A 15669-nucleotide genomic window follows, 5' to 3' on the forward strand; every position below is an offset into this window, starting at 1 on the left:
AGTTACGGCGTTTAGACATGCTAAAAAGACAAATAGTACTAGATACAGAAACGACGGGTATTGACCCAAAAGCAGGGCACCGCATTATCGAAATTGGTTGCGTAGAGCCTCATAAATAGACGCTTAACAGGCAATAATTTCCACGTATACATTAATCCTGACCGCGACATAGAAGACGAAGCGATTGATGTACACGGTATCACGAATGAGTTTTTACGCGATAAGCCACGTTTCCACCAGATAGCACAAGAGTTTATCGATTTTATAAAAGGTGCCGAGTTGGTCATTCACAACGCGCCGTTCGACGTTGGCTTTATGGACCATGAATTTGCCGCACTGAACCAGCATATTCAACCAACTCGCGAAATGTGTCAGGTTTTAGACACGCTCGATATGGCAAGGAAGATGCATCCAGGGCAAAAGAATAGCCTTGATGCATTATGTCGCCGCTACGACATTGATAACTCCAAACGTACACTTCACGGCGCTTTGCTGGATTCTGAGATCCTAGCTGATGTTTACTTAGGTATGACAGGTGGCCAAGCTAAGCTCAATTTGGGCCAAAATGTGGAATCGTCAAACCAAAGCGAGCAGGGCGGGATTGTTCGTCTTAGTGAAAATCGAAAACCACTCAAGATTGTTTATGCATCTGCCGATGAAGTAATTGCGCACGAAGAACGTATGCAATTAGTAGAAAAAGCCTCAGGTGGCTCTTTGTGGTTTAAACAATAGAGGATAGAAATGACGTTAATACTTCGCGTTTGTTTTTTCGCGGTTTTGGTTTTAGTTGGTTCGTTTGTACATGCTCAAACTGACGAAGACACAAAGAAATATGGCCTGACCATGTTGAAGCGTGATGGTGTAGTCAATGAAGTACCGCTACTGAACAATCGATTTCGTATCGATTATAAGGTCGAAGAAATTACCATGCTGTTCTTCCGTCGTCCTGGTGCACCGCCAGTTGTGCTTGTGCAACCTGATGGGAGTAAGCTCTATCCTACACATGCTATGGATAATGAAAACCTAGATTGGTATGACGAAGTCAGCTACGACTTAGTGATTATCCGCCACCCAACACCGGGTCCTTGGCAAGTCGTCGGACAAATTCAAAAAGACAGTCGAATTATGATTTTGGGCGACATTACGCTAGATGTTGACCCATTACCTCCACTGATATTCCAAGGTGAAACGCTTAAAGTAACCGCACGAGTATTAAATGATGGCAGCCCAATTAGCGTTGGTTATTTTCGTGATGTCGTAACGCTGTATGTTGAGTTTGTTAGCACGAACAACGACCAGTACGACAATTTCGGAGCGGGTACAAAAAGTGTTACTGAGTTTCGAGATAATGGACAAGACTTTGATGAACGTCCAATGGATGGCGTATTTACAGGGGAATTTAAGTTGTCGTTTCCTGCAGGGGAGTGGAGGCCTGAGTTTTCAATACAAACGCCAATCCTCAAACGTCGCGTTGTCAAAGCGCCGCTGGTGGTTGCAGAGCCTCCGTTTAACTTCAACATGACATTGGCTTCAGATGGAGACCCATCTGATCATTTATTACAAATTCGCATAGATCCCAATGTCGCCAAACCAGATACTGTGATTTTCCAAGGGAAAATTTTCTACCCCAATGGCGAAGAGCAACTCTTTACATTAGGGAAGGAAACGAGTTTATACCGAGAGCTTTCAGTTAAAAACTATGACTGGGGACGTTACAGTATTGAGATATCGGCATTTGGTGAAAATATTAATGGTCGAGAATTTATGGCGACGCTGCCGCTTTATAAATTTGAAATTGAACGCCCAATAGAAAAAGTGCCGGAGATCCTGAAACCACTGGTGGAAACGACCCTTGAGCCAGAACTCCCGCCGGAACCCGAAATTTCTACTGAGATGATGGTGACGATTATTGTGCTTGGTAACATGGTCATCTTGTTGCTAGGTTGGGCTGCTGTGCGCGTTTTCGTCCAAAACAAGCCTCTTTTACCAAAATTAGCGATGCCAAGCATGCCGAATTTGTTCAAGAAAAAGTCTTTAGATTTGGACGAGTTAGAAATTGAACAAAGTGAGAATAGTGATTCTGAACAAAAAACCAACGACTCAGGTGATATTTTGAACCTTTCGATGAAGGAACGCTAAATTTCGCAGTTTTTTTCAAAAAAACTGTTGACTCAGATAGGGGTGATTCGTATTATTCACGCCGCTGTCAGGGCACATGCCCAGCAGCAAAGAAATGTGGAGCGGTAGTTCAGTTGGTTAGAATACCGGCCTGTCACGCCGGGGGTCGCGGGTTCGAGTCCCGTCCGCTCCGCCACTTTCAGACAGCACAGTCTCAAACGCAGTGAATTAACACTTAAAAATACCCAAAGTGGAGCGGTAGTTCAGTTGGTTAGAATACCGGCCTGTCACGCCGGGGGTCGCGGGTTCGAGTCCCGTCCGCTCCGCCACTTTCAGACAGCACAGTCTCAAACGCAGTGAATTAACACTTAAAAATACCCAAAGTGGAGCGGTAGTTCAGTTGGTTAGAATACCGGCCTGTCACGCCGGGGGTCGCGGGTTCGAGTCCCGTCCGCTCCGCCACTTTCAGACAGCACAGTCTCAAACGCAGTGAATTAACACTTAAAAATACCCAAAGTGGAGCGGTAGTTCAGTTGGTTAGAATACCGGCCTGTCACGCCGGGGGTCGCGGGTTCGAGTCCCGTCCGCTCCGCCACTTTAGACAGCACAGTCTTAAACAGCTGCGAATAAACGCATTAAAATTCCCCTATGGAGCGGTAGTTCAGTTGGTTAGAATACCGGCCTGTCACGCCGGGGGTCGCGGGTTCGAGTCCCGTCCGCTCCGCCACTTTAGACAGCACAGTCTTAAACAGCTGCGAATAAACGCATTAAAATTCCCCTATGGAGCGGTAGTTCAGTTGGTTAGAATACCGGCCTGTCACGCCGGGGGTCGCGGGTTCGAGTCCCGTCCGCTCCGCCACTTTAGACAGCACAGTCTTTAAATGCTGCGAATAAACGCATTAAAATTCCCCTATGGAGCGGTAGTTCAGTTGGTTAGAATACCGGCCTGTCACGCCGGGGGTCGCGGGTTCGAGTCCCGTCCGCTCCGCCAATTTAGACAGCACAGTCTTAAACAGCTGCGAATAAACGCGTTAAAATTCCCCTATGGAGCGGTAGTTCAGTTGGTTAGAATACCGGCCTGTCACGCCGGGGGTCGCGGGTTCGAGTCCCGTCCGCTCCGCCATCACTCAAGACGCATGTCTAATTTTTCAATAAAACTCCTAGTCGCTCTTCTTTTTTTATTGCTTTTTATTCATTTATTTTCCTGTTTACATTCCGAATTTAATCACGCGATTAAAATTTAACTTGATGATATATATAGCTAAAAATCGAGACATTTCTTTCTAAGTGTCATTGGTCTATTCAGAATAGTAAAGACCTGTATTAGGTATAAATTATATAAAATTGTTATCAAATAAATTCACATATATTTCATAGGGTTGCAATATAAAGGCTGACAGCGCTGTCTTTTGTTGTTGCTATATGGTGAACAAGGTGTTATCAATAGTTCCCCTTTCGGGGTCTATAGTCAGAGGATAACATGAATTATAAGAAGAATTTAATTGTACTCTCGATACTGAGTACAGCAACAAGTGCCTATGCGAACACGTCACCTGAGTTACCGTTAACGAAACGAGATCCGCTCACTTTCCAACAATGGCATCTACAAAATACTGGCCAAACAGGTTTCTCTAAATCGGCGGGCACCGTGGGGCAGGACCTTAACGTCGATTTTGCTGATCGAATGGGCATTAAAGGTCGTGGCATTACGGTATCTGTAATCGATACGGGAGTAGAAATTAGTCACCCAGATCTCGCGGACAATGTGGTACCTGGTTCTCGTAACTTAATCGATGGCTCGGACTACCCTCTAGATAACCATGGTCACGGTACATCCGTCGCTGGACTTATTGCTGCAGTAGAGGGCAATAATATTGGTGGTAGAGGCGTTGCTCCATACGCAAATTTAGTTGGTTTCAACTATCTAGATGAACAGTCTATGGCTTCTTGGATGGTTTCACACGGCCTATCTGAGGATTTTAGAGCATTAGATCGCTTTACTGATCCTCGCGTGTTCAACCAAAGTTACGGAAGTACACCGGCATCACCTCGCAATGGTGATCTATCAAATGATCCTGCCGCTGAACTTGAAGAAGCTATAATGCAAGATATCACGCTCAACAGCCATTGGGGGCGTGGAGCAATATACGTGAAATCTGCAGGTAACTCGTTTGGATACTACAACACATACATCAATGGTGTGAAATACCTCGTATTGCCTTATGAAAATAAAGAGTTTTTCAATAACCAAGGTTTACCATTTCATGATGCAAATATCACGGTAGATAATGCGTCAAATTGGAACTTAGTCGTCTCAGCGCTCAATGCGGACGGTAAATTAGCCTCTTACTCATCTGTCGGGTCTAATATCTTCTTAAGTGCACCTGGTGGCGAATACGGTGAAGATGCACCTGCTATGGTTACAACAGACCTAACGGGCTGCGACAAAGGGATGAACCGGACAGGACCGCATGGAAATTCGCTTCATGGTGGCACCGAGCTTGACCCAGAGTGTAACTACGCAGGTACGATGAACGGTACGTCTTCCGCGGCGCCAAACACCTCAGGTGCTATCGCGACCGTCATGTCTGCAAATCCTGCACTGGATTCTCGCACTATTCGCCATCTGTTAGCGTCAACAGCACGAAAAACCGACCCAACAAATCCGGGTGTGATGCTACAGTTTGAGAATGCTCAAGGAGAGATGGTTTCCTATGACGCTATACCGAGTTGGCAAACTAACGCGGCAGGTTACAACTTCCATTATTTTTATGGTCTCGGCGCTGTCAATGTCGATGATGCGGTATTCAAAGCGTTGTTTACGGGCGTATCTTTACCAAAGCTGCAAGTGACCGATTGGCAAAAAGAAGTCGCAGACATTGCAATTCCTGACGCGAGTCTTGTTGGCGCAGTAAGTGCGATGCAAGTTGATCAAGATTTAACAATCGAAGCGGTTCAATTAAAAGTGAACATTGACCACGAGCGCGTTCGCGACATCGCTATTGAACTGACCTCGCCGTCTGGCACACGAAGTGTAGTTTTAAGCCCTAGAACGGGTTTCCTGCGTGGAAACGAAGGCGGATTCACGGATGCGCTGATGTTAACTCACCATTTCTACGGTGAAAACTCCAAAGGCAATTGGACTATCAAAGTGCTTGATACTGACAAAGGTAATTCCTACACCTTAATTTACAATCAATCAGCTGGTCTAATTGGTTATAATAACAAAAACAATGAGCTAGCTGGTGTATTGAAAGACTGGTCATTGAAAATTTACGGTCACTAAGGAGCAATCAATGAAAAATTTATCTTTGCTAGCAGTCTTGGTTCTTGCACCTAGTGTTTTTGCCAAATCACCAATCAATGTAGAAGAACTTCAAGGGCTACAGATCCAACCAGAGACTGTATTAGATGGTTCTGCTTTTGTAACAGTTGATGGCGCGGAAAATGTACAAAAAGGCCAGATCCTCGTGGGGGAGAATGGTCTAGATGCCTATCGAGCAACTGGTGAGGTTGTTATCAAACTCGCGTCTGTTGCAGATGCTGACAAATTAGCACAGACACATGGTTTGACACTTAAACAAGCTTATAAGCAATATTATATTGTTACAGCGTCAAAGACGAACTTGAACGATGTTATTACTTCGTTGAAAAAGGACGGAACAGTGTTGTCTGCAAGCCTCGATCTACGAGACTTAGGTGTGTCAGTTAAATAACTGCAACCTAGGCGAGTGTTATTGAGCGATAGGGGAAACCTATCGCTTTTTTATTTGTGTATTGCTGATAATTTAACCGAATTCTTAAAAAGTACATCAATCTTAAGCCTTTTCGACTAGCATTATACTAGCGTCTAGTTTATTAAATGATTGTCACTCGGCGTGACAGTACCATCTTAGTTTTGTAATTCGGCACGATAAACCATTTTGCGTTTTCCATGATTTTGAACTTGCGGATACATTTGATGAAGTTGAACCGGGCTAATCTATTCATTATGTTGAGTATTTTCTTTATGTGTCCCGCTAGTGCGGTACAGCCTAAGATTAATTGGTATACCGAAGACTATCCTCCCTTTAATTACATGCATGAAGGACAAATTGAAGGCATTTCAATTAAGGTACTACGTGCTATGTACAAGCAATTGGATTGGACGTTTGATGAAGAAGACATTCTTTTGATGCCTTGGGCACGTGTCTATAAAACACTCGAAGATAGCCCTAACGCGTGCGTATTCTCCATAACGTATACAGAAGAAAGAGCGAGGCAATTTAATTTTATTGGACCGATGATCCATAACACCGTTTCACTGATCGGGCATAAAGAAAGCGATTATTCAGATGTCGATTTGAAAAATATACCTGGACTCAAAGTTGGCGTTGTGAAAAATGATATTGGCCATCAACTTCTCGTTAAAGAAGGCTTTCATGAGTATCAATTTGTTTATCTAAAAACAGGTTATGAGCTCGTCCGTATGCTGAAATTAAAAAGGGTCGATCTGATTGCATATGGAGATGTAATTGCACGCTTTCAGTTTTCACGGGCACATATAGATCCGAACAATTACAAAATCATCGCACCGTTATATCAATCGTTTTTGGGGATGGCGTGCAATAAAGCGGTTGATGACGAAGTGATTAAAACTTTAAATCAGACACTTGTTGAAGTATTAAAAGAGTATCCGAGTTTAGCAACTTGGCATGAAGAGGGTGTTCAATAACAACCTGATTTGCCTGTTTTTTAGTTCTCGGTCGGAAGAGAAGATAGGCCCGCAGATTTCTGTGGGCCTATAGAGTTAGATAGTTGCGAAAAAGCAACCAAATCCAGGAAGTCTAAGTTCACCAGAGCTGTATTCGCCATTATGGTGAGTAAGCTCTTTGTGTTCAAACATAGATGCAAGATCAATGTCCATAGAAGCTTCGACAGCGCCTAGGTTGAACGCACACAACATTGTTTCACCTTCAAACGTACGGTAAAACGCTAGTATCGGTTCATCGGTGTCAATGAATTCTATGTTGCCATACTTCAAAATGGATTTGTCCGCTCGCCACGCCATAAATTCACGATAGCGGTTTAAAACAGACGTGGGTTTTGAAGCTTGTTGGTCAACCGTTAGATTCGCGTGTTGTTTACCCATAGGTAGCCATGGTTTCGCTTTACTGAAACCTAAATGATCTCCATCCGCAGTCCAAGGCATCGGAGTACGGCAACCATCACGGCCTTTAAAGTTCGGCCAGAATGTTTTACCGTAAGGATCTTGTAGATCTTCAAAAGCAACATCGGCTTCACCAAGCCCAAGTTCTTCCCCTTGATACATGCAGATACTGCCACGTAAAGAGCCCAGTAGTGAAGTCAACATAGCAGCTTGGAGTGGTTGTCCATTGCCGCCAGATTGGTCCCAACGCGACGCGACTCGTTCTACGTCATGGTTACTAAACGCCCAACACGGCCAACCTTCGGTCATCACTTCTTCTAAACGCGACACGGTTTCACGAATGTATTTCGCACTGTAGTCATTGGTTAAAAGCTCGAAGCTGTAACCCATATGCAATTTATTGCCATCAGACGTGTACTCAGACATTGTTTGGAGAGAATCTTCTGACGAAATTTCACCTAGGCTGACAGTCCCCGGATAGCGGTTGAGAAGGGTGCGGATCTCTTCCATAAATGCCAAATTTTCGGGCTGTGTATTGTTGTAGTAATGATATTGGAAGGCGTAAGGGTTATCTTCACTAAAACCACGGCCTTGGCGCAACTCTTTCGGTTTCGCAGGATTATCGCGCAGCTGTTTATCATGGTAGCAAAAGTTAATTGCATCCAAACGGAAGCCATCTACTCCTTTTGCAAGCCAAAATTCAACATTGGCTAGTACGGCAGCCCTTACTTCCGGGTTATGGAAATTTAAGTCTGGCTGTTCTGTTAAGAAGTTATGTAAGTAATATTGACCACGTCGTGGTTCCCATTGCCATGCTGGGCCGCCAAAAATGGATAGCCAATTGTTAGGCTGTGTGCCATCTGGTTTAGAATCGGCCCAAACGTACCAATCTGACTTGTCGTTATCTTTACTTTCGCGACTTTCTAGGAACCATTGGTGTTGATCAGAAGTGTGGCTTAACACTTGGTCTATTACGATTTTAATGTCACGTGCGTGCGCTTGTTCAATTAACGTATCGAAGTCTTCTAAATCACCAAACATTGGGTCAATATCACGGTAATCCGAAATATCATAGCCAAAGTCTTTCATCGGAGATTTGAAAAATGGTGAAATCCAAATAGCATCCACACCCAGGCTTTTTATGTAATCTAGTCGCTTTATGATCCCTTGCAGATCACCAATGCCATCACCATTCGTATCCTGAAAACTACGTGGATACACTTGATAAATAACAGCACCTTTCCACCACTCGTTGTTTGCCATGCACCTTCTCCGTCGTTGCGTCCATAGGCCTTCTTAAGTTGTATGAAGAATACGTTATAGACTTTGGAGAGTAAAAAGCCTGCATACGTATGCACGGGAAATCGTCTTTCAGTTTTTGTTAAAGAATGTGACTGAAATTAGAAAGTACATTGTCAGATTAGTTTACCAATAAAGGAAGGAGTAATTGATGTAGAGGTCTGATGTCCTCTGTAGCCTTATTGAGATGGATAGTTTGCTGTGCGAAGCGAATGCTTCATTGGTATGACCAATTTACTTTAGGTGCTGGTTTTACACATTAATCACCCATATTAACAATAATAAATGACAAGTATATGATTCTGAACCTAAATTTGGGGCAAAAAAGTTTAAAATAAAAGTGAACTTTTTAAAGTTCTATCGATACATATAATTTTTCAATTAAAACAGAGGTATACGCAAAACGCATGTGAATATTTTGTGAAGTTAAAGATTTTGACCTACGTTTGAATACGTATGCATAAAGTTGTTTAAGAAAAAAGGTGAGAGCTACTATTTGCGATGACAACAAACGTCGCTAGTAAAAAACACAAAAAATCAAAGTTGAATACACCGCGATATGCGGTTACTGGCAAATAAACGGCTTAATGGGATAAAACACTATGTCAATGTTCAAACCAAGTATGCTCACTTTAGCACTTGTTGCTGCTGGTGTGAGTAGTTACTCGTCATATGCAGCAGAAGAGCAAGCACAAAAAGAAGACGAAAAAGCGGTAGAAGTAATTGAAGTAAAAGGTTTCCGTGCAAGTGTGGTGGAATCAATCAACACCAAACGTTTTTCTACTGAAGTGGTAGAGTCAATATCAGCAGAAGATATCGGTAAACTGCCTGACTCTTCAATTGCTGAGTCAATTGCTCGACTACCTGGTTTGACAGCTCAGCGTCTTGATGGACGTGCAAGTCGCGTGTCTATTCGTGGTTTCGGTGAAAACGAAAGTGCTACGATGTTTAATGGCCGTGAGCAAGTGTCTATCTCAGACAACCGTGGCGTAGAATTTGATCTTTACCCATCAGAAATCATGAGTGCGGTTACGGTGTATAAAACACCAAGCGCTTCGCTCGAAGCTGAAGGTATTGCTGGTGTTATTAACATGCAAACAATCAAGCCATTGAGTGTTGATGAGCGTGCGTTGCAGTTTAATGGCCAAGTTGAAGAAACCAGTTTTGACAAACTGAATCCGGATGGAAATAAGCGCGGATACCGTGGCACGATTTCTTACATTGATAAATTTGCAGACGATACGATTGGTATTGCGTTTGCGTACACGTCAATGAGCTCGCCAAACCAAGAAAAACGCTGGAATGCGTGGGGTTACCCTGAGTTTGAAGCGGGTGGTAAAAACTACTCTATTCTAGGTGGTGCAAAACCATTTGTACGTTCGTCTACGCTTGAGCGTGACTCGGTTATGTTCGTACTAGAAGCCGCGCCATCAGACAAATTGTCGATGGTTTTCGATGCGCTTTATGTTGATTTTAAAGACGAGAAGATTCTTCGTGGTATCGAAATCCCATTTGCGTGGGGCCAAGGTCAAATTCCAGCAGAATACGCGACAGTAGATGATGCTACAGGCTTTATCACCAGTGCAGCAACGATTGGACAACGAGTTGTAGTTCGTAATGACTATGAAGATCGTAAAGCGGACCTAAAATCATTCGGTTTCAATACCAAATACGATATCGACGACCAATGGCGTGTTGAGTTTGATGCGAGCTATTCAAAAGTAGAGCGTGAAGTTTGGAGTTTAGAAAGCTATTCAGGCACTGGTCGTGGTGATGGACGCGGTGAGGCAGATAACATTGCTTACGCTTTCAATGGCAGCAATGCTGGTGCGCAGTTCGGGCACAACCTTGATTATAGTGATTACAACCTGATCAAAATCGGTGGTCCATTGTCATGGGGTTGGAGCTCTGCGCTGAATGAAAAATACGGCGTGGTTGGAACTGAATATGAAAACCAACTTCAAGACGGCTTTATTAACGCTCCGACGGTTGACGATGAGCTTAAGTCACTAAAATTGGCTGCTAAAAAGACCATCGAAAGTGATTTTGTCAACGCGGTAGAATTTGGTGTGTCATACCGTGACCGTGAGAAAACGAAAGTGTCAGAAGGTTACTTCATGACGGTAAGTTCATTCTCATACCCAGATAATCCAGGTATGTTAACTGTGCCTGAGAAATACCGTTTAGGTACTGCCAATCTTGATTTTATCGGCATGGGTAACATGATTGCCTATGATTCACGTCAAATGGTTGCAGATGGCATGTTTGGGTTACTTGCGGAAAGTCTAACGAATCCAAGCCATGCAACTAAGTCATGGTCTGTTTCTGAAGAAGTGACTGCGGCATTTGTTCAGGCAAATATTGATGCTGAAGTTGCAGGTTTCCCTGTAAAAGGTAATGCAGGTCTTCGTTACGTTCGTACACAACAAGCGTCAGATGGTAATGCTTTTGGTGTTGTCGCAGGTAAAGTGCAATTATCACCAACTCACATTGAGCACGATTATTCTCACTTGTTGCCGAGCCTAAACTTGTCGATGACGCTTGATGATACTCAAACACTACGTTTTGGTGCTGCAAAAACAATTTCTCGCCCACGTTTGGATGAGATGAATGCGTCGATTAATGCAAAATACAATCTAACACCAGATTCAAATGGTAATTACTGGGAAGTAGAGGGTGGTAACCCGACTCTTGAGCCTAAAGAAGCGATTGGTGTTGACCTTACTTATGAAAACTACTTCAGCCCAGAAGGTTACTTCTCCGTTGCGGTGTTCAATAAAAACCTAACGAATTGGATCTTTGACGGTAACTATGCGATTGATATGACGGGTGTTGCTGACCCATCTACAGGTGAAGTGCCACCAAACAGCCAAGGTACAGGTAAAGGTAAGGTAAATGGTGGTGGCGGTACTCTGTGGGGTTACGAGCTTTCACTTGCACTGCCGTTCAACCTATTCCACGAAAGTTTAGAGGGATTTGGTTTAATTGCTAGTCACACTAAGGTGAAGTCTGACATTCAAGACCACAAAGGCGATGATTATCAGTTACCAGGTCTTTCTGATACGATTCAAAGCTTAACGGTATACTATGAGCGTAACGGCTTCCAAGCCCGTACTAGCATGCGTAAGCGTGATGATTTCAAAGGCGAAGTATACGGTCTTGGTTTTAACACAGATCAAGTAGATATCGTTGGTGAAACAATTTGGGATGCGCAAGTTGGTTACGATTTCAGTGAAGGTGGCATTGACAGCTTGAAAGGTCTAACGGTGACGTTCCAAGTTCAAAATATCACCGAAGAGCCGTTTACATCGCTATCTGGCGATAACGCACTGCAAGTTCGTGATTACCAAGATTATGGTCGTACTTACTTACTTGGCTTTAGTTACAAATATTAATTCGTGACAAAGTTGCGGAATGAATCAAAAGCCCCTGTTGTACTTGTACGACAGGGGCTTTTCCATAATAGGGTTACGCAATGAATAAGAATAAAATCAAATCAGTTGTGGTGGTTGGTGGTGGCACTGCTGGATGGATCACGGCATCCTTGCTCTCCAAAGTTTTAGGCAAAGTCGTTGACATTACCCTTGTAGAGTCTGATGACATTGCAACCATTGGCGTTGGTGAGGCAAGCATTCCTCCTATGCAACCCTTCAATAGTGCATTGGGTATAGATGAATCGGTTTTTATGAGTCAAACCAAAGCCACTATAAAACTTGGTATCCAATTTGAAGGGTGGGGAAAAAGTACAGATTCGTATATGCATGCATTTGGGGGGATTGGTAAGAACTTCCCATTCTGCGATTTTTACCACCATTGGTTGAAGGCTAGAAACGAAGGCTTTGGCGGAGATTTTTGGGACTACTCACTAAACTACCAAGCTGCAAAAGCGGGTAAATTTAGCCACCTGTCCAATATACCGAATACACAATTACCTGGCCTTTCTTACGCTTATCATTTTGATGCAGGGTTATATGCTCGTTTTCTTCGTAATTTTGCCGAGCAATCTGGTGTAAAGCGCATTGAAGGAAAAATCAAACATGTCAATCAACAGGAAGAAACAGGCTATGTGACTGAGCTTCAACTGGAAGATGGAGCGCGAATCCAGGGGGATTTGTTTGTCGATTGTTCGGGACTACACGCCTTATTAATCGACAAAACACTTAATGCGGGATTCGATGACTGGTCTCACTGGTTACTATGTGACCGAGCCATAGCAATACCTTGTGAACATGAGACATTGGATATTGTGCCTTACACGCGCTCGATTGCGCACTCGGCTGGCTGGCAGTGGCAAATCCCACTTCAACACCGTATCGGGAATGGCCTCGTTTATTCGAGTCGCTACATGACGGATGATGAAGCGAAACAATCGCTTTTAACTCACTTACCTGGAAACCCAATTGGTGAACCACGACTGATCAAGTATAGAACGGGGCGAGTCCATAATCCATGGACAAAAAATGTCATTGCAATAGGTTTATCGAGTGGCTTTTTGGAACCGTTAGAGTCGACCAGTATTCATTTAATTCAAACTGCCGCGGTTAGGTTGATTAAACACTTTCCTCATCATGGCATTAGCTCAGTTCAGGTTCAAAAATTTAACGAACAGAGTCGGGTTGAGTTTGAACGTATTCGCGATTTCATTATTTTGCACTACAAACTAAATGAGAGAAATGACAGTGCATTTTGGCGACATTGCGCCCAAATGGATGTGCCTGAATCGTTGGCAAATAAGCTCACATTATTCAAAGATACAGGCAAGTTATACCGAGACGATGAAGAACTATTTACCGAAATAGCTTGGCAGCAAGTTCTCATTGGACAAGGTTTTTTACCCAATGACTATCACCCTTTAGGTGAGATGCTTTCAAAAGCACAACTCCAAGATATGTTAGAAAGTCTCAATACGTTGGTCACACAAACAGTAAGAAATTTGCCTTCACACAACGAGTTTTTAAAGCGAGTAATACGTGCGTAAATCAATCAATACTATTTTAATTTCGATGTTACTTTGTAGCCCTGTGACGTTTGCGTTTGATTCTGTAAGACGAGTTGAACCACTCAATTGGTGGGTTGGCATGAGCAATCCAAAGTTACAGATTATGGTGACCGCGCCAGGCGCAAAACAGTCATGGGCACTAAAACGCTATGATGGTGTGACACTTGAATCGGTTGAGTTTGGCGATAGCCCAAATTACGCCTTTATTAATTTAAATATCTCAGAAAAAGCTAAACCCGGTGAACTAGAGTTATCCAGTAACGATGATAAATATCGTTTTTACTACACGCTTTCAGCCCGAGCGAAAGGCAGTGCAGATCGAGAGGGATTTTCAACCAAAGACGTCATTTACCTAATTACTCCAGACCGATTTGCTAATGGAGATGAACACAATGACTCTCTCCCAACCATGAAAGAAAAAGCGGACCCCACTTTCCGCGGTGGGCGTCATGGTGGAGACCTTGCTGGTGTAATAACGCATTTAGACTACTTACAGAAGCTCGGAGTTTCTCAATTGTGGCTCACCCCCGCACTTCTTAATGATATGGAAACTTATTCGTATCATGGTTATTCGATTACCGACCTTTATCAGGTCGATCCTCGCATGGGTGATAACTCGCTATACAAAACGCTCTCAGTAGAAGCAAAAGCGCGAGGAATTGGACTTATTATGGATATGGTTCCCAATCATATCGGAAGTGAACATCCTTGGATGAACGATTTACCGACACAAGATTGGATTAACTATAAAGGCCAGTTTGTTGGTACTAGTCATGCTAGGCAAACGGTACAAGATACTCATGCGAGCGAATTTGATAAAAAACGCTTTACGGACGGGTGGTTTGTGCCGACGATGCCAGATATGAATCAACGTGTTTCATTCCTAGGCAATTACCTTACGCAAAATGCAATTTGGTGGATTGAATTTGCTGATTTAAGCGGATTTAGAGTCGACACTTTCCCTTACTCAGATAAAACCTTTTTGCAGTTCTGGTTAAAATCCATTCTTGCGGAATACCCGAACTTTAATATCGTTGGTGAAGAGTGGACCTCTGAAGCCGGAATCTCTGCTTATTGGCAAAAGGGGCATCAAAATAAAGATGGGTATGAGTCTTACTTACCTACGATGATGGATTTCTCATTACAACAAGCGTTGGTTAAGGCGCTGAATGAGGAGGAAAACTGGAACACAGGATGGATCCATGTTTATCAGTCAATTGCGAAAGATTTTCAATTCGCAGACCCAAATCATCTTCTTATTTTTGGTGATAACCATGATATGAGCCGTATTTATACTCAGCTCCACCAGAATGTTAAAAATACAAAACTTGCGATGACCTTGCTGTTAACGATGCGAGGTATCCCCCAGCTTTATTACGGCACTGAAGTCTTGTTAGATAATGGTGAATCGGACGACCATGGTGATATTCGTATCGATTTTCCTGGTGGTTTTAAAAATCAGCAGGCGAATGCCTTTACGGGTGAAGGACTGTCGCGCGAACAGCGCGAGATGCAACTATACACAGAAAAGTTACTTGAGATTCGAAATAACTATCCTGCATTGCAAAATGGCGGCTTGATTCATTTTAGTCCATTTGACGAAATGTACGCCTATGCAAGAGGAGACGAACATCCCATTCTGATTATTTTGAACAAAGGTAATGTACAGAAAACCGTGGATATGAATCGATTCGCAGAAATTATACGTGGAAAAGTATCAGCTACAGAGTTGTTGAGTGGTCAGAAATATGAACTCGAAAACGTGATGATTGGTGCAAAGTCAGCATTATTATTGGCGCTTTGAGGAATATGAAGTCACTAGGGGCAATCCAAAAGTATCCTTATGAACATTTCTAATTACGTCGCGAGTGTAACGGAAAAAATGGTTCATCCTCTAAAATCCAGAACAGAGGTTGGACCATTGGTAAAGGCAAATTGCCCGCAAAACTGCGTGACTAAAGGTTGAATACGTATGCAAATGGTTTCCGTCATAGAGTCATAAAAGTAGACTCAATGTGATAATAAGATGACAACAACATCCATATGATAAAACTTAAAAAACAGCATCATGTGCGCGGTCTATTTGCGTTAATGGCAGGACTAA

Annotated in this window: 8 protein-coding genes, 8 tRNA genes and 1 pseudogene; 16 read left to right on the plus strand and 1 reads right to left on the minus strand. The window is 43.2% G+C overall.

The genetic code is table 11. The features are described 5' to 3' along the window. Positions 1–17 precede the first annotated feature (17 nt). The 13 genes and pseudogenes from dnaQ to J5O05_RS16780 all read left to right on the plus strand — a co-directional run bounded on the left by dnaQ (position 18) and on the right by J5O05_RS16780 (position 6832). A pseudogene (gene dnaQ / locus J5O05_RS16720) lies at positions 18–732 on the plus strand (DNA polymerase III subunit epsilon). Positions 733–741: 9 nt separating this feature from the next. Continuing rightward, complete coding sequence (locus tag J5O05_RS16725; protein ID WP_208843037.1) at positions 742–2139, plus strand: TIGR03503 family protein; 1398 nt, start codon at positions 742–744, stop codon at positions 2137–2139. A 98-nt stretch (positions 2140–2237) separates the two neighbouring features. Further along, positions 2238–2314 (plus strand) — tRNA-Asp (locus J5O05_RS16730). Positions 2315–2370: 56 nt separating this feature from the next. Beyond that, positions 2371–2447, plus strand: a tRNA-Asp gene (locus tag J5O05_RS16735). 56 nt (positions 2448–2503) lie between these two features. Next, positions 2504–2580: transfer RNA gene (locus J5O05_RS16740), tRNA-Asp, on the plus strand. Between the two features lie 56 nt (positions 2581–2636). Continuing rightward, a tRNA-Asp gene (locus tag J5O05_RS16745) sits at positions 2637–2713 on the plus strand. A gap of 55 nt (positions 2714–2768) precedes the next feature. Then, a tRNA-Asp gene (locus tag J5O05_RS16750) sits at positions 2769–2845 on the plus strand. 55 nt (positions 2846–2900) lie between these two features. Continuing rightward, positions 2901–2977: transfer RNA gene (locus J5O05_RS16755), tRNA-Asp, on the plus strand. 55 nt (positions 2978–3032) lie between these two features. Further along, positions 3033–3109 (plus strand) — tRNA-Asp (locus tag J5O05_RS16760). Positions 3110–3164: 55 nt separating this feature from the next. Continuing rightward, positions 3165–3241: transfer RNA gene (locus tag J5O05_RS16765), tRNA-Asp, on the plus strand. Positions 3242–3598: 357 nt separating this feature from the next. Continuing rightward, the gene (locus tag J5O05_RS16770; RefSeq protein WP_208843038.1) at positions 3599–5404 is read left to right on the plus strand and encodes a S8 family peptidase; all 1806 of its coding nucleotides are present in this window, start codon (positions 3599–3601) and stop codon (positions 5402–5404) included. 10 nt (positions 5405–5414) lie between these two features. Then, the gene (locus tag J5O05_RS16775; RefSeq protein ID WP_208843039.1) at positions 5415–5834 is read left to right on the plus strand and encodes a hypothetical protein; all 420 of its coding nucleotides are present in this window, start codon (positions 5415–5417) and stop codon (positions 5832–5834) included. A 245-nt stretch (positions 5835–6079) separates the two neighbouring features. Beyond that, a complete protein-coding gene (locus J5O05_RS16780) occupies positions 6080–6832 on the plus strand; it encodes a substrate-binding periplasmic protein (protein ID WP_208843040.1) in 753 nt (250 codons plus the stop codon). A 75-nt stretch (positions 6833–6907) separates the two neighbouring features. Here J5O05_RS16780 and J5O05_RS16785 read toward each other — a convergent pair whose 3' ends face one another. After that, positions 6908–8530, minus strand: a complete 1623-nt coding sequence (locus tag J5O05_RS16785; RefSeq protein WP_208843041.1) for an alpha-glucosidase family protein — start codon at positions 8528–8530, stop codon at positions 6908–6910. A gap of 638 nt (positions 8531–9168) precedes the next feature. Between J5O05_RS16785 and J5O05_RS16790 the strand changes: the two genes are divergently transcribed. From J5O05_RS16790 to J5O05_RS16800, 3 genes are all read left to right on the plus strand, one after another. Then, positions 9169–11961 carry a TonB-dependent receptor gene (locus J5O05_RS16790; RefSeq protein WP_208843042.1) on the plus strand — a complete coding sequence of 931 codons (2793 nt, stop codon included), beginning with the start codon at positions 9169–9171 and terminating at the stop codon, positions 11959–11961. Positions 11962–12041: 80 nt separating this feature from the next. After that, positions 12042–13544, plus strand: a complete 1503-nt coding sequence (locus tag J5O05_RS16795) for a tryptophan halogenase family protein (RefSeq protein ID WP_208843043.1) — start codon at positions 12042–12044, stop codon at positions 13542–13544. Positions 13545–13569: 25 nt separating this feature from the next. Continuing rightward, entirely contained in the window at positions 13570–15369 is a 1800-nt protein-coding gene (locus J5O05_RS16800; RefSeq protein WP_425281521.1) for a glycoside hydrolase family 13 protein, read from the plus strand. Positions 15370–15669: the final 300 nt, after the last annotated feature.

This window comes from Pseudoalteromonas xiamenensis (assembly GCF_017638925.1).
Taxonomy (GTDB): domain Bacteria; phylum Pseudomonadota; class Gammaproteobacteria; order Enterobacterales; family Alteromonadaceae; genus Pseudoalteromonas; species Pseudoalteromonas xiamenensis.